Origin of the sequence: Comamonas testosteroni (genome assembly GCF_014076415.1) — a bacterium.
Lineage (GTDB): Bacteria > Pseudomonadota > Gammaproteobacteria > Burkholderiales > Burkholderiaceae_C > Comamonas > Comamonas testosteroni_F.
The window spans coordinates 908041-924661 of the sequence record NZ_CP043568.1; the positions used below are offsets into that span (position 1 = coordinate 908041).

Annotated in this window: 15 protein-coding genes and 1 tRNA gene; 13 read left to right on the forward strand and 3 right to left on the reverse strand. The window is 60.5% G+C overall.

Going from position 1 to position 16621, the window contains the following annotated elements:
• Positions 1–308 precede the first annotated feature (308 nt).
• A complete protein-coding gene (locus F0P97_RS04095; RefSeq protein ID WP_182285726.1) occupies positions 309–1634 on the forward strand; it encodes an MFS transporter in 1326 nt (441 codons plus the stop codon).
• Between the two features lie 27 nt (positions 1635–1661).
• On the opposite strand, the gene F0P97_RS04100 is transcribed toward F0P97_RS04095, so the two are convergent.
• The gene (locus F0P97_RS04100; RefSeq protein ID WP_182285727.1) at positions 1662–2360 is read right to left on the reverse strand and encodes a GntR family transcriptional regulator; all 699 of its coding nucleotides are present in this window, start codon (positions 2358–2360) and stop codon (positions 1662–1664) included.
• An 88-nt stretch (positions 2361–2448) separates the two neighbouring features.
• On the opposite strand from F0P97_RS04100, the gene F0P97_RS04105 reads away from it, so the two are divergent.
• From F0P97_RS04105 to pdxA, 5 genes are all read left to right on the forward strand, one after another.
• Positions 2449–3198 carry an enoyl-CoA hydratase/isomerase family protein gene (locus F0P97_RS04105; RefSeq protein ID WP_182285728.1) on the forward strand — a complete coding sequence of 250 codons (750 nt, stop codon included), beginning with the start codon at positions 2449–2451 and terminating at the stop codon, positions 3196–3198.
• Between the two features lie 50 nt (positions 3199–3248).
• A complete protein-coding gene (locus F0P97_RS04110) occupies positions 3249–4211 on the forward strand; it encodes a Bug family tripartite tricarboxylate transporter substrate binding protein (RefSeq protein ID WP_182285729.1) in 963 nt (320 codons plus the stop codon).
• A gap of 29 nt (positions 4212–4240) precedes the next feature.
• Positions 4241–5824, forward strand: coding sequence for a malonate--CoA ligase (locus tag F0P97_RS04115; protein ID WP_182285730.1), 1584 nt, complete (start codon positions 4241–4243; stop codon positions 5822–5824).
• A 106-nt stretch (positions 5825–5930) separates the two neighbouring features.
• Positions 5931–6689 (forward strand): Nif3-like dinuclear metal center hexameric protein, encoded by a 759-nt coding sequence (locus tag F0P97_RS04120; protein WP_182285731.1) that lies wholly within the window; start codon positions 5931–5933, stop codon positions 6687–6689.
• Between the two features lie 81 nt (positions 6690–6770).
• Positions 6771–7829: a 4-hydroxythreonine-4-phosphate dehydrogenase PdxA gene (pdxA, locus tag F0P97_RS04125; protein WP_182287101.1), complete on the forward strand. Its 1059-nt coding sequence runs from the start codon at positions 6771–6773 to the stop codon at positions 7827–7829.
• A 116-nt stretch (positions 7830–7945) separates the two neighbouring features.
• Here pdxA and mscL read toward each other — a convergent pair whose 3' ends face one another.
• A complete protein-coding gene (gene mscL / locus F0P97_RS04130) occupies positions 7946–8380 on the reverse strand; it encodes a large conductance mechanosensitive channel protein MscL (RefSeq protein WP_003058572.1) in 435 nt (144 codons plus the stop codon).
• Positions 8381–8529: 149 nt separating this feature from the next.
• Between mscL and petA the strand changes: the two genes are divergently transcribed.
• The 6 genes from petA to F0P97_RS04160 all read left to right on the forward strand — a co-directional run bounded on the left by petA (position 8530) and on the right by F0P97_RS04160 (position 12825).
• Positions 8530–9132, forward strand: coding sequence for a ubiquinol-cytochrome c reductase iron-sulfur subunit (petA, locus tag F0P97_RS04135; protein ID WP_182285732.1), 603 nt, complete (start codon positions 8530–8532; stop codon positions 9130–9132).
• Positions 9133–9146: 14 nt separating this feature from the next.
• Complete coding sequence (locus F0P97_RS04140; protein WP_003062172.1) at positions 9147–10562, forward strand: cytochrome b; 1416 nt, start codon at positions 9147–9149, stop codon at positions 10560–10562.
• 17 nt (positions 10563–10579) lie between these two features.
• Positions 10580–11335, forward strand: a complete 756-nt coding sequence (locus tag F0P97_RS04145) for a cytochrome c1 (RefSeq protein ID WP_003074021.1) — start codon at positions 10580–10582, stop codon at positions 11333–11335.
• A 100-nt stretch (positions 11336–11435) separates the two neighbouring features.
• On the forward strand, positions 11436–12047 hold the full coding sequence (locus F0P97_RS04150; protein ID WP_003058564.1) for a glutathione S-transferase N-terminal domain-containing protein: 612 nt from the start codon (positions 11436–11438) through the stop codon (positions 12045–12047).
• A 99-nt stretch (positions 12048–12146) separates the two neighbouring features.
• Positions 12147–12665, forward strand: coding sequence for a ClpXP protease specificity-enhancing factor (locus F0P97_RS04155; protein ID WP_182285733.1), 519 nt, complete (start codon positions 12147–12149; stop codon positions 12663–12665).
• Positions 12666–12749: 84 nt separating this feature from the next.
• Positions 12750–12825: transfer RNA gene (locus F0P97_RS04160), tRNA-Thr, on the forward strand.
• Between the two features lie 56 nt (positions 12826–12881).
• Here F0P97_RS04160 and F0P97_RS04165 read toward each other — a convergent pair.
• A complete protein-coding gene (locus F0P97_RS04165; protein WP_182285734.1) occupies positions 12882–13187 on the reverse strand; it encodes a hypothetical protein in 306 nt (101 codons plus the stop codon).
• A 316-nt stretch (positions 13188–13503) separates the two neighbouring features.
• Between F0P97_RS04165 and secA the strand changes: the two genes are divergently transcribed.
• On the forward strand, positions 13504–16263 hold the full coding sequence (gene secA, locus F0P97_RS04170; RefSeq protein ID WP_182285735.1) for a preprotein translocase subunit SecA: 2760 nt from the start codon (positions 13504–13506) through the stop codon (positions 16261–16263).
• Positions 16264–16621: the final 358 nt, after the last annotated feature.

The following is a 16621-nucleotide window of genomic DNA, read 5'->3' on the forward strand; positions in this document are numbered from 1 at the left end:
AAGCGTCGAAGCGAACATTTGCTTGCAAGCAAATGCATAACGCAAAGCTTTGCAGAATGCAGGGCCTATGGCTATAGGACTGCAAGCATCTAAAGTTTTATGCGTCCGGGATATATGAGTGAAAACCCTAGAATGTTTTTTCGACTGCGCTTACGCCGCCGTTACTGAAGTGACTGCCCACAAGGTGCCCATATTCAGTTTGGTGTGGCTTTGCATCTGAAGCCCGCCGCAATCGGTCTGCCACTGCACGTTGACCCGTGATCAGCGGCCTTATCCGCGCTGTCCTGTTGTTCGATCTAGGAAACACCATGACTACGCTTGACCACGCTGCATCGGCTGACGCGCCGGCTGCAGCGACGAATCGTCTCCTGAACCGGGAGGACTACAAGACCCTGGGCTTATCGGCCCTGGGCGGAACGCTGGAGTTTTACGACTTCGTGGTGTTCGTCTTTTTTGCCAATGTGATTGGCAGCCTGTTTTTTCCAGCCTCACTGCCGGAGTGGATGCGCCAGCTGCAGACGCTGGGTATTTTCGCTGCCGGCTATCTGGCGCGCCCCATCGGCGGCATTTTGATTGCCCACTTCGGCGACATCCTGGGTCGCAAGAAGATGTTCACGCTGTCAGTGTTCCTGATGGCCGTGCCCACGCTGGTCATCGGCCTGCTGCCGACTTATGAAACCATAGGCTTGGCCGCTCCCATCCTGCTGCTGCTGATGCGCGTGATGCAAGGTGCCGCCATCGGCGGTGAAATGCCCGGCGCCTGGGTGTTCGTCGCCGAGCATGCTCCCGAAAAGCGCTACGGCTTTGCGATCGGCGCATTGACCTCCGGCATTACCGGCGGTATTTTCCTGGGCTCCATCATCGGGGTCTGGCTCAACAGCACCTACAGCCAGGGCGAGATCCACGACTGGGCCTGGCGCCTGCCCTTCATCCTGGGCGGTGTCTTCGGTCTGGTGTCGGTGTATCTGCGCAAGTTCCTGCACGAGACCCCCATCTTCCAGGAACTGCAGGCCCGCAAGGCCGCTGACCGCGAACTGCCGATCAAGACCATCTTGCGCGACCACAGGGAAGCCTGCGTTGTCGTGGCGCTGATGACCTGGGTACTGTCCACGGCGATCGTGGTGGTGATCCTGTTCACGCCGGCCTATCTGCAAAAGGTGTTCCACATCGAGCCTGCGATGGCCCTGAAGGCCAATGCCGTGGCGACCGTGACGCTGACCATAGGCTGCGTGTTCTGGGGCTGGCTGTCCGACAAGATCGGCACCAAGCTGACCATGCTCATCGGCTGGGGCGGCATGACGGCCACAGCCTATCTGTTCTACCTGAACCTGCCTGGCAACGAAGCTTCGCTGATCTGCAACTATGCGACCGTGGGCTTCTTCGTGGGCTCCATCTCGCTGCTGCCCGTGGTGGGCGTGCGGGCCTTCCCGCCCGAAGTGCGCTTCACCGGTCTGTCCTTCTCCTACAATATGGCCTATGCCGTGTTCGGTGGCCTGACACCGATGCTGGTGTCCGTATGGCAGCAGGTGGATGTGATGGCGCCTGCCCACTATGTGGCGGTCATGGGCGTGCTGGGCATGGCCATGGGCTTTTGGCCGCTGGCATGCAAGGGCTGGAAGCCGCGCAGAGGGTGAGTCTGCACAGCGAATGAGAAAAGGCAGTCAGCAGTGGCTGCCTTTTTTTTCGCCGCTCGCGCGCTTGCGGCGGCGTGGCTGCATGGCGGGCGCGGAGACGGTGCTCAGCACCATGTCGGCAAAGGCGCTCCCGCCCGCCGAGATATGGTTGCGCATGGCCTCGGCAGCGACTTCGCTGTTGCCGGCCAGAATGGCGTTCACCACGGTTTCATGCTCCGCCTGGGAGTGCAGCAGGCGCTCCGGCTTTTCAAACATCTTGCTGCGGTAGGGGGCGACCCTGAGTCTGGCCTCACGGGTTTGCTCGACGATAAATGTGTTTCCGCTAGACTGATATATCAAATCGTGCAGTCTGGCATTTGCCTGTTCGTAGGCAATGGAGTCGGCCGTACGCGCATGGGCTGCCGTCTGCGCCAGAGCCGCTTGCAGCTGCGTTCTCTGCTCCGAGTTGATGCGCCTGGCCGCCAGGCGCGCCAGCACGCCTTCCAGTTCGGCAAGTCCTTCCATCATCGCAATCAGCTCACGGGGATCGAGGTGGCGCACGTAGATGCCAACGCGCGGAAGAATGCTCACCATCCCCTTGGCAGATAGCAACAGCAGGGCTTCGCGTACTGGCGTGCGCGAAGCCCGGAAACGCTCGCACAGCGCCTGTTCGTCGATGGCGGCGCCCGGCCGCAATGCGCCGTTGCGCAGGTCTTGCTCCAGTGCCAGCCGTATGCGGTCCTGCATGCTGAGCGCGTCTAGGGTTTCTGCCGTTGGTGGATGTTTTGGCTTCATTGTTTAATATTAGATATATCTATTCATATTTCTGATACGCATGAACCCAAGACTGGATTTCCAGGACTGTATGGCAACCATCACACTCCAGCGCCCCACGGTGGCGAACCGTCTGGCGCCCGATGATTTGCCGGTACTCATTGAATGCATAGCATGCGTCAATCAGAGGGAGGATGTACGGGTGCTGGTGTTGCGTAGCGAAGGCAGGCATTTCTGCAGTGGCTACGATATATCACAAATCGAAAACAGCCAGAGTCAGGGCAGCAGCTTCGGAGAGATGGTGGACGTGGTTGAGCAGTGCCGCGCGGTGACCATTGCCGCCATTCAAGGGGGCGTATACGGCGGCGCAACTGATCTGGCACTGGCTTGCGACTTTCGCGTGGGTTCGATGGCGGCGGACATGTTCATGCCCGCCGCAAGACTGGGCCTGCATTTCTATGCCTCGGGGTTGGAGCGCTATGTCAGCCGTCTGGGGCTCGATACCGCCAAGCGCCTGTTTCTGAGCTGCGAGCGCCTGGATGCCGAGCAGATGAAGGCCTGCGGCTTCCTGACGCATCTGGTGGCACAAACGGAGCTTGAAGAGACCGTGGCGAGTCTGGCCGGGACGCTGGGAGCGATGGCGCCCTTGGCCTTGTTTGGCATGAAAAAACACCTGAACCTGATTGCCTGCGGTCGCCATGATCCAGAGGCGATTGCGCGCGAAGTGCAGCGCTCGGTGGAGTCCGAGGATCTGCGCGAGGGCGGCCTGGCCTGGCGCGAAAAGCGCACGCCTCTCTTCAGGGGTTGCTAGCACCGGCTTGCCGCCGAAAAACATCCATACCTTCCACCAAGGAGACAAGCATGTTCAAGAAAGCATTGGTATCGGCCTGCCTGCTGAGCGCCAGCGCGCTGGTGCTGGCAGACAGCTATCCGTCGCGGCCCATCACGCTGATGGTGGGCTTTCCGCCCGGCGGTGGCGCCGACGCGGTGGCGCGCATCGTCAGTGAAAAACTGGGGCGGGTGTTGAATCAGTCGGTGCTGGTGGACAACCGCCCCGGCGCAGGCACGACGATTGCGTCGGACCTGGTGGCGCGGGCGCCAGCCGACGGCTACACCTTGCTGCTGGGCTCAGCCAATCTGTATGGCACGGACCAGATTCTTTACAAGAGTGCGCGCTATGACGGCGTCAGGAGCTTCACGCCCATCATGCGCTGGAGCGATTCGCCGATGCTGCTTGCGGTGAAAAAGGACTTTCCCGAGAAAACGGTGGCCGGACTGATCGAGCAGGCCCGCAAGCATCCCGGCAAGCTGACGTATTCCTCGTCCGGCACCGGAGTGGTCACGCATCTGGCCGGTGCGTCGTTTGCGCATGCCGCCGGCATCGACATGCTGCATGTGCCGTTCAAGGGTGGCGCGCCTTCGATCCAGGCCGTGGGCGCGGGTGACGTGGACATGACCTTCGGGACGCCGCCCTCGGTGATGCCGATGGCCGCTGGCGGCAAGCTGCGCATCTTGGCCGTGACCACGGCCCAGCGCTCACAGCTGTTTCCCGATCTGCCGGCCATGCAGGAGTCCGGCATCAATGGGGCGGACTTCACGCTCTGGTTCGGTCTCTACGGGCCGGCCAAGCTGCCCAGGGAGATCACGCAAAAGCTGTTCGAGGCCAGCCGCCAGGCCTTGAGCGATCCGGAAGTCAAGGCCAAGCTCGAAAAGCAGGGCGTCGTGGCCTATCCCTCGGCATCGCCCCAGGAGTTCGAGACCTGGGCCCAGGCCGACGGCAAGAAGCAAAAAGCCGTGGCCGAGCGCGCCATGGCGGGGCAATGAAGCGGTTTCTAGCAAAGAGAGTTATCCATATGTCTGACATGAACATGTTCGCCGCACTGCGCGCGGCTTTCCCGGCCGATCTGGACGAGGTCGCCATCGAGGCCGTATCGCCCCAGGTGTCGGCCGACGCGCCGCTTCTCTATACCTGGCGCGACCTGGACCGCATGAGCGCACGCATGGCGAATCTACTGGCCTCGCTCGATCTGCCCGCCGCCAGCCGTATCGCGGTGCAGGTGGAAAAATCGGTCGAGGCGCTGATGCTGTATTTGGCCACCTTGCGCGCCGGCCATGTGTTCCTGCCGCTCAACACTGCCTACCAGAGCGCCGAAATCGAATATTTCATCGGCAATGCCGAGCCCGCCGTGGTGGTCTGTACGCCCGCCAATGCGGACTGGGTGGCAAAGGTGGCGGCGGACTGCGGCACTCAGCATGTCTTCACGCTGGGCGAAGCGCGGGACGGCAGCCTGCTGGAGCAGGCGCTGCGCTTCGACGAGGAGCATGCGCCTGTGCCGCGCCAGGCCGACGATCTGGCTGCCATTCTCTACACCAGCGGCACCACGGGGCGCAGCAAGGGAGCGATGCTCTCGCATGGCAATCTGCTCTCGAACGCTCTCATGCTCAAGCAGTACTGGGGCTGGCGCACGCGCGAGCAGGGCGGCGACGTGCTGATCCACGCCTTGCCGATCTTTCATGCGCACGGGCTGTTCGTCGCCATCCATGGCGCGCTGATCAATGGCAGCAAGATCATCTGGATGGCGAAATTTGATGCCAGGGCCGTGATCGCGGCCATGCCGCGCGCCACCGTGTTCATGGGCGTGCCCACGCTGTATGTGCGCATGCTGGCCGAGCCGACGCTGACCAGGGCGGCGGCCAGCCGGATGCGGCTGTTCATCTCGGGCTCGGCACCGCTGCTCATCGAAACCTTTGGCGAATGGCGCCAGCGCACCGGCCACACCATTCTCGAGCGCTATGGCATGAGCGAGACCATCATGCTTACCTCCAATCCCTACGGTCCCGATGCTCGCCACGGCGGGCAGGACGAGCGCCGCGGCGGCACCGTGGGCTTTGCGCTGCCCGGTGTGGGGGTACGCGTGGCGGGCGACAGCGGGCAGCCGCTGCCCACGGGCGAAGTCGGTGCCATCGAGGTCAGCGGACCCAATATCTTCAAAGGCTATTGGCGCATGCCTGAAAAAACGGCGCAGGAGTTCACTGCAGACGGCTGGTTCAGGACCGGCGACGTCGGCAGGGTGGATGAGCGCGGCTATATCACCATCGTGGGTCGTAGCAAGGATCTGATCATCAGCGGCGGCTACAACGTCTACCCGGCGGAGGTCGAAGGCTTTATCAACGACATGCCCGGTGTGGCTGAGAGCGCCCTGGTCGGTGTGCCGCACCCGGATTTCGGTGAGGTGGGTGTGGCGGTGGTGGTCGCCAGGCCGGGGCATTCGCCCGGCAGCGAGGCGATCGTCGCGCTGCTGAAAGCGCAGCTCGCCAACTTCAAGATTCCCAAGCGCTGCTTTGTCGTGGCGGAGCTGCCGCGCAATGCCATGGGCAAGGTGCAGAAAAACCTGCTGCGTGACCAGTACCAAAGTCTGTTCACTTCAAAAGCATAGCTGCTGTCGCATGCTGTTAAACATTTTCAGCAATTTTCAGTGTTGAAATGCTTGTACGGCATGCGATAGATGCTCCTTACTTTGAAACAATCAGGGTGCGACAATCATGGGCATGATGACCACCCGCCAAGACATGTTGCAGGCCTTCGAAGCCTTGCTGCAGCCCGAACGCTTCAAGGACTACGGACCCAACGGCCTGCAGGTCGAAGGCAAGAGCGAGATTCGCCGCATCGTCAGCGGTGTGACGGCCAGTCGAGCCCTGATCGAAGCTGCGATCGAGGCCGGGGCCGATGCCATCTTCGTGCATCACGGCCTGTTCTGGCGCGGCATGGATGGGCGCATCACGGGCTGGCTCAAGGAGCGCATCCGCCTGCTGCTGGCGCATGACATCAATCTGTTTGCCTATCATCTGCCGCTGGATGCCCATGCCGAACTGGGCAATAACGCGCAACTGGGTGCCAGGCTCGGCGTGCAGGGACAGGCCGCATTCGGCGATCAGAATCTGGGCTGGCTGGCCGATGTGGACTTTGCCGATGCCGCCGCTCTGGCCGAACATGTGCAAGGCGTGCTGGGGCGCAAGGTGACGCTGGCCGGTGCGCAAGAGCGCAGGCCGATTCGCAAGCTGGCCTGGTGTACTGGAGGTGCTCAAGGCTTTTTCGAGTCCGCGATTGCCGCCGGCGCCGATGCCTATATCACTGGCGAGATCTCCGAGCCCCAGATGCATCTGGCGCGAGAGATGGGCGTGAGCTTTATCGCTGCCGGCCATCACGCCACTGAGCGCTACGGCGCGCCTGCCGTGGCGGCCCATGTGGCCCGGGAGTGCGGGCTGGAGCACTGCTTCATCGATATCGACAACCCGGCCTGATCCGGACCTGGACCTTCGTTTCTCACTTTTGATGGCTGCAAGCACTTGGGAACAGAGGAGCTTGCGGCGACTCTGATGCCTATGTCCGTCATTGCTTCAACCCAAACCATTGCCATCACCCAGGGCGACTGTGCAGGCATAGGGCCTGAAATCATCGCCAAGGCTTTTCGGGCTGCACCGCAGGCCATGCGCGGCTGCTTTGTAGTGGGCGAGTTGCAGACTCTGCGCCGTGCGACTGCGCTGGCAGCGCGGGCCGCCGACGGCGACCAGGCCATCGCCCAGCCCGTGGTGGTGATCGATGAGCCGGGCGAAGCCTGGTCTGTTCCGGAAGGTGCTGTCGCGCTGCTGAACCTGCCGGGGCTGGCGGGGCCCCAGCCCTATGGCCAGATTTGCGCAGCTGCCGGGCAGGCCGCGGCGCAATGTGTGGTCTGGGCCGCGCAAGCAGCTTTGCGTGGCGAGATTGCCGCCCTGGTCACGGCACCCTTGCACAAGGAGGCGCTGCATCTGGCAGGCGTGACTTTCCCCGGGCACACGGAACTTCTGCAGGCCGAGGCGGCTGCCCATGCGGGCGTTTCGCTGGAACAGATGCCGGTGCGCATGATGCTGGCGAACGACGAGCTGCGCACCGTGCTGGTCAGCATCCATGTCTCGCTGCGCGAGGCCATCGAGGCCGTGACCGGGCCGCAGATCCTGCAGACCTTGCGCATCACGCATCAGGCGCTGAGCAGAAGCCTGGGACGCGCGCCGCGCATTGCCGTGGCCGGGCTCAATCCGCATGCGGGCGAGGGCGGCATCTTCGGTCGTGAGGAAATCGAGATCATTGCCCCGGCGATCGCGGCAGCGCAGGCTGAAGGCATGGATGTGCAGGGGCCGTTTGCGCCGGACACGGTCTTCATGCGGGCGCGAAATACGCCAGATCACCCGGGTGAATTCGATGCGGTGTTGGCGATGTACCACGACCAAGGGTTGATCCCAGTCAAATATTTGGGTGTGGAAAAAGGCGTCAACGTGACCCTGGGTTTGCCGCTGGTACGCACCAGTCCCGACCATGGCACGGCCTTTGACATTGCCGGCCTGGGCGTGGCCGACGAGGCCAGCCTGCTCGAAGCCGTGCACATGGCCCGCAGTCTGGCTATTTGACGGGGTTTCTCCGCGGCAGATCGCGCGGTGGCCGCCCGGAGGCGTGCACGGCATTCGCACCCATGAAAAAAGCCTGCCGGTGCCGGCAGGCTTTCAGTCATCGGATTTGAAGGATCTCAGGCCTTGCGATTGAGGCTGTCGCGGATCTCGCGCAGCAGCTGAATGTCTTCAGGCGTAGCGGGTGCTTGCTCCGGTGCCGCAGGTGCCTCGCGCTTGAGGCGGTTGATCTGCTTGACCATCATGAAAATGATGAAGGCCAGAATCACGAAATTCACTGCAACCGTGATGAAGTTGCCGTAGGCAAATACAGGAATGCCGGCTTTTTTCAGTGCATCCAGAGTACGAGGAACTCCTTCGGGCATGGTGCCCAGAACGACGAACAGGTTGGAAAAATCCAGCTTGCCAAAGAACAGGCCCACCAGAGGCATGATGAGGTCGTTGACCACGGAATCAACGATTTTCCCGAACGCGCCGCCGATGATCACGCCCACGGCAAGATCCATGACGTTTCCCTTGATTGCGAACTCGCGGAATTCTTGCATCATGCCCATAAGCAGTTCCAGTCACTAAGAGTTTGAGATAGCGCAGTATTGCGTGACTTTGGCCGTTGTCAACGTCGGACTGGGGCTGGAATAACCATAACCCCGCCGCTAGAATTTGCAGTTGACCCCAAATCAAGCGATGTACTTCGAGGAAATCCATGAGTGACTCTCCAGTCGACTCCAGCAAGCGCACGTGGATCATCACGTCAGCATGTGCTGGTGCCGTGGGCGGTGTGGCAACGGCCGTCCCTTTTGTGAGCTCCTTCCAGCCTTCTGAAAAAGCCAAAGCAGCAGGTGCTGCGGTAGAGGTGGATATCTCCAATCTCAAGGATGGTGAGAAGCTCACCGTCGAGTGGCGTGGCAAGCCGGTGTGGATCATCAAGCGCACACCCGAGCAGCTCAAGGACTTGCCAGGCCTCGATGGCGAACTGGCAGACCCAGGCTCGGCGCGTCATCCCGAAGAGTTCACTCCTCCCTATGCGCGCAATGAAGCGCGCTCCATCAAGCCTGAAATCCTGGTGGTCGTGGGCATCTGCACGCATCTGGGCTGCTCTCCCACCGACAAGTTCGTCGCCGGGCCTCAGCCTTCGCTGCCTGCAGACTGGAAGGGCGGTTTCCTGTGCCCATGCCATGGCTCCACCTTTGACATGGCCGGCCGGGTGTTCAAGAACAAGCCAGCTCCGGACAACCTGCAAGTGCCGCCACATATGTATCTGTCCGACACCAAGCTGCTGATTGGTGAAGACACCAAGGCAGCCTGAGGGAGACAAGAACAATGGCCCACGAATTCAAGCAAATCGACCCGAACTCCACGACCGGAGCGAAGGCCATGAACTGGCTGGAGAACCGGTTTCCGACGGCATTCGATGCGTACCGCGTCCATATGTCGGAGTACTACGCTCCCAAGAACTTCAACTTCTGGTACATCTTCGGCTCACTGGCGCTGCTGGTGCTGGTGATCCAGATCGTCACCGGCATCTTCCTGGTGATGCACTACAAGCCTGATGCCGAAAAGGCGTTTGCTTCCGTGGAATACATCATGCGTGATGTGCCCTGGGGCTGGCTGATCCGCTACATGCACTCCACAGGCGCCTCGGCGTTCTTTGTGGTGGTCTATCTGCATATGTTCCGCGGTCTTCTGTATGGTTCTTACCGCAAACCACGTGAACTGGTCTGGATCTTCGGCTGCGCCATCTTCCTGGTGCTGATGGCCGAAGCCTTTATGGGCTATCTGCTGCCCTGGGGCCAGATGTCGTACTGGGGCGCTCAGGTGATCGTGAACCTGTTCTCCGCCATCCCCTTTGTCGGTCCCGATCTGGCTCTGCTGATCCGTGGCGACTATGTGGTGGGCGATGCGACTCTGAACCGCTTCTTCAGCTTCCACGTGATCGCCGTGCCTCTGGTGCTGCTGGGTCTGGTCGTCGCGCATTTGCTGGCGCTGCACGACGTGGGCTCCAACAATCCCGATGGTATTGAGATCAAGGGCCCGAATGCGCCCAAGGATGAAAAAGGCCGCCCTCTGGATGGCGTTCCCTTCCATCCCTACTACACGGTGCATGACATCTTTGGCGTGACGGTGTTCCTGTTCCTGTTCTCGGCCGTGGTGTTCTTTGCGCCCGAGTTCGGCGGCTACTTCCTGGAGTACAACAACTTCATCCCGGCCGACCCGCTCAAGACGCCCAATCACATTGCCCCTGTCTGGTATTTCACGCCCTTCTATTCGATGCTGCGTGCCATCACCAGCGAGATGATGTATGTGCTGATCGCCTGCGTGGTGCTGGGTGCCGGCTACGGCATTCTCAAGTCGCGCCTGCCCGGTTTTGCCAAGGGCGCCGTCGCCATCGTGGCTCTGGGTGCCATCGCCATGATGCTGTCCATCGATGCCAAGTTCTGGGGCGTGGTCGTCATGGGTGGTGCGGTCATCATCCTGTTTGCCCTGCCCTGGCTCGATTGCAGCCCGGTCAAGTCGATCCGCTATCGTCCCAGCTGGCACAAATATGTGTATGCAGTGTTTGTGGTGAACTTCGTCGTCCTGGCCTATCTGGGGGTGCAGCCTCCGTCGCCGGTGGGCGAGAAGGTGTCGCAGGTCGGCACGCTGTTCTACTTCGGCTTCTTCCTGCTCATGCCCTGGTGGAGCCGCTTGGGTGAAACCAAGCCCGTGCCCGAGCGTGTCACCTTCAAGCCTCACTGAAGCAGGAGAGAACAAGAATGAAGAAACTGATTCTGACCCTGGTTGCAGCCCTGGGTATCGCCGGTGCTGCGCAAGCCTCCGAAGGCGGCATCCACTGGGACAAGGCGCCGGTCAACACCAGCGACACGGCATCCCTGCAAAATGGTGCCAAGATCTTTGTCAATTACTGCCTGAGCTGCCACTCCGCTGCCTTCATGCGTTTCAATCGCTTGAAGGACATCGGCCTGACCGATCAGGACATCAAGGACAATCTGCTGTTCAGCACCGACAAGGTGGGTGAGACCATGAAGGCAGCCATCAATCCCAAGGAAGCCAAGGAGTGGTTCGGTGCCAACCCTCCCGACCTGACCGTGATCGCGCGCTCGCGTGCCGGCTCGGGCGGCTCGGGAGCTGATTACCTGTATACCTTCTTGCGTACTTTCTACAGGGATGACACCAAGGCCACGGGCTGGAATAATCTTGCCTTTCCCAGCGTAGGCATGCCGCATGCGCTGTGGGAGCTGCAGGGTGAGCGTCGCGCCATCTTCGAAGAGCATGACGACCATGGAACTAAGACCCAGGTCTTCAAGGGTTGGGAGCAGGTGTCTCCTGGCAAGATGAGCGCAGTGCAGTACGATCAGGCAGTTGGCGATCTGGTGAATTACCTGCAATGGATGGGGGAGCCGGCTCAGAACACCCGAACCCGTATCGGGGTGGGCGTGTTGATTTTCCTGGCCTTCTTCATCTTTATCGCTTGGCGCCTGAATGCCGCGTTCTGGAAAGACGTGAAATAGGCTTTGCCGCCGTGCAGAAGTTGTCTGCAGCCAAACCGTGTTAGTGCAGAGTGGGGTGCCGTGGGCAACCCACTCTTTTTGATTTTTAGGAGTCTCCACCATGATGGTGCTTTATTCGGGAACGACTTGCCCCTTCTCACACCGCTGCCGCTTTGTGCTGTTTGAAAAAGGCATGGATTTCGAGATCCGCGATGTGGACTTGTTCAGCAAGCCCGAAGAAATCGCCGTGATGAACCCCTATGGTCAAGTGCCAATCCTGGTCGAGCGCGACCTGATTCTGTACGAGTCCAACATCATCAACGAGTACATCGATGAGCGCTTTCCCCATCCCCAGCTGATGCCTGGTGACCCTGTGGACCGTGCCCGTGTGCGCCTGTTCCTGCTGAACTTCGAAAAGGAGCTGTTCGTGCACGTGAGCGCTCTGGAAGAGCGCAACGTCAAGGGCAACGAAAAGGCTCTGGAGAAGGCTCGTGCCCATATCCGTGACCGCCTGACCCAGATGGCGCCCATCTTCCTGAAGAACAAGTACATCATGGGCGAGAACTTCTCCATGCTGGATGTGGCGATTGCTCCCCTGCTGTGGCGCCTGGACTATTACGGCATCGAGCTGTCCAAGAATGCTGCCCCTCTGCTCAAGTATGCCGAGCGCATTTTCTCGCGCCCCGCTTACATTGAAGCACTGACTCCCTCTGAAAAGGTCATGCGCAAGTAATTGCACATGAGCGCAGAGCGGGCATGTTGAAGGGCTTTCCTTCATCTGCCCGCTTTTTTGTCTTTGCAATCTTCTGGATTTGATTCGTCAGGAAATGAGATGACAGCCCCTGAAACGACTTCAACCCGCCCGTATCTGCTGCGGGCATTGTTTGAATGGTGTACCGACAATGGTTTGACGCCGCATATTGCCGTGCGCGTGGACCGCAGCACCCAGGTGCCCATGGAGTTCGTGCGTGATGGTCAAATCGTGCTCAACATCAGCTATGACGCGACCAGCGGCCTGCTGATCGGCAATGAGTATGTTGAATTCAAGGCACGCTTTGGCGGCCAGCCACGGGAAATCATGGTGCCTGTGGCGAACGTCATGGCCATCTATGCCCGCGAGACCGGCCAGGGCATGGCCTTCCCGCCCGAGGAGGACGAAGTCCCCGAGGATGGCGATGCACCATCGATGGAAGATGCCGAGCCCGAGATGGAGTCGGGTGAGGAGTCCTCGGCCGAGCGTGTGGTGCAACTGGTTCCTGTCAAGGCGGAAGCAGAAGCTTCCGGCGAAGATGACGCTCCTCGTACACCGCCACCCGCAGGTGGTCGTCCGGCGCTCAAGCGTGTGAAGTAGTCCGGTCAGCGTTTTTGCCGGTAGATCGGGAAATTTCAGGATTCTTCTTTTGGGGCTGAATTTCTACGTTAGAATTCAGTCTTCGCCGGTTTAGCTCAGTTGGTAGAGCACCCGCCTTGTAAGCGGTAGGTCGTCAGTTCGAATCCGACAACCGGCACCAAACAAATAGGTCTCTTCGGAGGCCTTTTTTGTTTTTCTGACTCTAAAAAGGTCTTGTCAGGCCTGAACTTTGATGCGGATGCTGTTGACAGTCCAGCCTTTGGTGCGCAGATGAGCCGCCATGGCCGGCAGCAATTGGCGCACTTTGGCCGCAGCAGCGTTGTTTTTCACAATCAGGCACCAGCCGTCCTCATCAATGGGGCCGGCCTGCAAGCTGGCGCGCAGCATGGGCGGAACCAGGGGTAAAACGGCTTTGAGCCGGTTGCTGGAGTCCTGAGTCAGTGCTGCCAGGCGCGCCAATGTGGGAGAAGACTCCATGGCATTGATGGCAGTTACGGCGTGATGGCGGCGAACAATGGTCATGCGAGCGGCAAACAGTTGGGCAGGGGCTAAGCCCGAGCTTAGCTCAGCCGGGAATGAATGCCGCAGTGCCGGCTATTTGCGCGCGCAGTGCAATCCCATACGTGCTCTGGAGTAGCGAAAAGCCAAGGCAGGCTTGCGCGGTTAGAATCATTTTTTGGTCCTGTCCCAGTTTGGGGTGCGTCAGGAGGTTTTTTCACCCATTTCGGGTGTGGCTCTTGACTGCCGCAGGGACGGCCCCATCTGAAGACCAACAATCAAGGGATTCTGGACACATTGCTTTGCGCAACAGGCAAAAAAGCAATGTGCCTTCGCACGCATGGCCACCAATTTCCTCACCAAACTGTTCGGCAGCCGCAATGACCGGTTGCTCAAGCAATACCGTAAAACAGTCGCTCGCATCAATGCGATGGAGCCTGAGTACGAAAAGCTCAGCGATGAGGCATTGCGCGCCAAGACGCAGGAGTTCAAGGACCGCGTTGCCAAGGGCGAGGCGCTGGACGAGTTGTTGCCTGAAGCCTTTGCCGTAGTGCGTGAAGGCTCCAAGCGCGTCATGAAGATGCGTCACTTCGACGTACAGATGCTGGGCGCCATGGCGCTGCATTACGGCAAGATTGCCGAAATGCGCACCGGCGAAGGCAAGACGCTGACCGCGACGCTGCCCGTGTACCTCAATGCCCTGTCGGGCGAGGGCGTGCATGTCGTGACCGTCAACGATTACCTGGCCAACCGCGATGCCACGACCATGGCCCGCCTCTACAACTTCCTCGGCCTGTCGGTGGGCATCAACCTGCCCAATCTGTCGCGCGAACAAAAGCAGCAGGCATACAACTCCGACATCACCTACGGCACGAACAACGAATACGGCTTCGACTACCTGCGTGACAACATGGTGTACGAGCCCGGCGACCGCGTGCAGCGCGTGCTGAACTACGCCATCGTCGACGAGGTGGACTCCATCCTGATCGACGAGGCGCGTACTCCGTTGATCATCTCCGGCCCGGCCGAAGATCACACGGCCATGTACGTGGCCATGAACCAGATCGTGCCGAATCTGGTGCGCCAGGAGGGGGAAGCCGATCCCCGTACGGGCGAAGGCGTGACCAAGCCCGGCGATTTCACGGTTGATGAGAAATCCCATCAGGTCTACCTGACTGATCAAGGTTATGAAGCGGCCGAGCGCCTGCTGGCCCATGCCGGCCTGATCGCCGAAGGCTCGTCCCTGTACGACCCATCCAATATCTCTCTGGTGCATCATCTGTACGCCGCGCTGCGTGCCAACCAGCTGTATTTCCGCGACCAGCACTATGTGGTGCAGAACGACGAAATCGTGATCGTGGACGAGTTCACCGGCCGTCTGATGGCTGGCCGCCGCTGGAGCGATGGTCTGCACCAGGCCGTGGAAGCCAAGGAAGGTGTGGCCATCCAGGCCGAGAACCAGACCATGGCCTCGATCACCTTCCAGAACTACTTCCGTCTCTACAAGAAGCTGTCGGGCATGACCGGTACGGCCGACACCGAGGCCTACGAATTCCAGGAAATCTATGGCCTGGAGACCGTGGTGGTGCCGCCCAACAAGCCCAGCAAGCGCCAGGACCAGCTCGATCGCGTCTACAAGACCACCAAGGAAAAGTACGACGCGGCGATCAAGGATATCCGCGAGTGCTACGAGCGCGGCCAGCCCGTGCTGGTCGGCACGACCTCGATCGAGAACTCCGAAATCATCGACCAGCTGCTGACCCGCGAAAAGCTGCCCCATCAGGTGCTCAACGCCAAGCAGCATGAGCGTGAGGCCGACATCATTGCCCAGGCGGGCAGCGAAGGCATGATCACCATCGCCACCAATATGGCCGGCCGTGGTACCGACATCGTGCTGGGCGGCAATATCGACAAGCAGCTCAAGGCCATCGAGAGCAACGAGGCGCTGAGCGAGACCGAACGCCAGCAGCAGATCGAGCAGCTGCGTGCCGACTGGCAAGTGGCCCACGACAAGATCGTGGCGCTGGGCGGCCTGCGCATCATCGCCACCGAGCGTCATGAGTCGCGCCGTATCGACAACCAGCTGCGTGGCCGCTCGGGCCGCCAGGGCGACCCCGGTTCCTCGCGCTTCTATCTGAGCCTGGATGACCAGCTGATGCGCATCTTCGCGGGCGACCGCGTCAAGGCCATCATGGACCGCCTGAAGATGCCCGAAGGCGAAGCCATCGAGGCCGGCATCGTGACCCGCTCCATCGAGTCTGCACAGCGCAAGGTCGAAGCCCGCAACTTCGACATGCGCAAGCAGCTGCTCGAATACGACGATGTGGCGAACGACCAGCGCAAGGTGATCTACCAGCAGCGCAACGACATTCTGGACTCGACCGATCTGGGCGACATGCTGGCCGCCATGCGCGAGGACGTAATCACCGATCTGGTGCGTCAGTACGTGCCGGTCGATTCCATGGAAGAGCAGTGGGATGTGCCCGGCCTGGAGAAGGCGCTGGCCAGCGAATGGCAGATCGATCTTTCCTTGCAGCAGGACGTGGCGGGCTCGGAATCCATCACCGACGAAGACATTCTGGAAAAGGTCGTCAAGGCGGCCCACGATCTGTTCGACGCCAAGGTGGCCCTGATCGGCCAGGAAAACTTCACGCAATTCCAGCGTGCCGTGCTGCTGCAGAGCTTCGACACCAACTGGCGTGATCACCTGGCCGCGCTGGACTATCTGCGCCAGGGCATTCACCTGCGCGGCTATGCCCAGAAGCAGCCCAAGCAGGAATACAAGCGCGAGGCTTTCGAGCTGTTCCGCCAACTGATCGATCAGGTCAAGACCGAAGTCACCCGCGTGCTGATGACGGTCCAGGTCCGCTCGCGCGAAGAGATGGACGAAGCCGCCGTCGCCATGAACGAGCGCGGCGCGCAGAGCCTGGAGCACATGAGCTATGCCTCGCCCTCGGAGACCGAAGGCATGAGCATCGAAGACGACGTGATGCTGGCCGAGCCTCTGGCCATGCCCGAGGGCGTGCATGTGGGCCGCAACGACCCTTGCCCTTGCGGCAGCGGCAAGAAGTTCAAGCTTTGCCACGGCAAGCTGTCCTGACCCCTGAGGCGCTTTGCGCCTTGCCCCAAGGGGGACTCACGGCCCCGCCGTGAGGCGGCTCTGGCTTGGACAGTGCGTCTCAAGCTGCATTTACAACACGGGCTTTGGCCCGTGTTTGCATTGGGACTCAGCTTTTTGCGCAACAAAATCCGGCAAGTCCGATCAGGCCTCCGTTTGTTCCGATAATGGGGAACGTTTTGCTTGCAGTCCGAACTTGCCCCGCGGACTGTGAATCAGTGGCGTGCTCCAGGCGAGAGACATCGAGCAAGGGCCGCCCCGCAGCGAGGATGTCGTCCCCCTCCCGCCAGGCGAGAGAGGGGGAAGCCGCGCAGCGGCTCAGGGGGTGTCTTCTACTTTT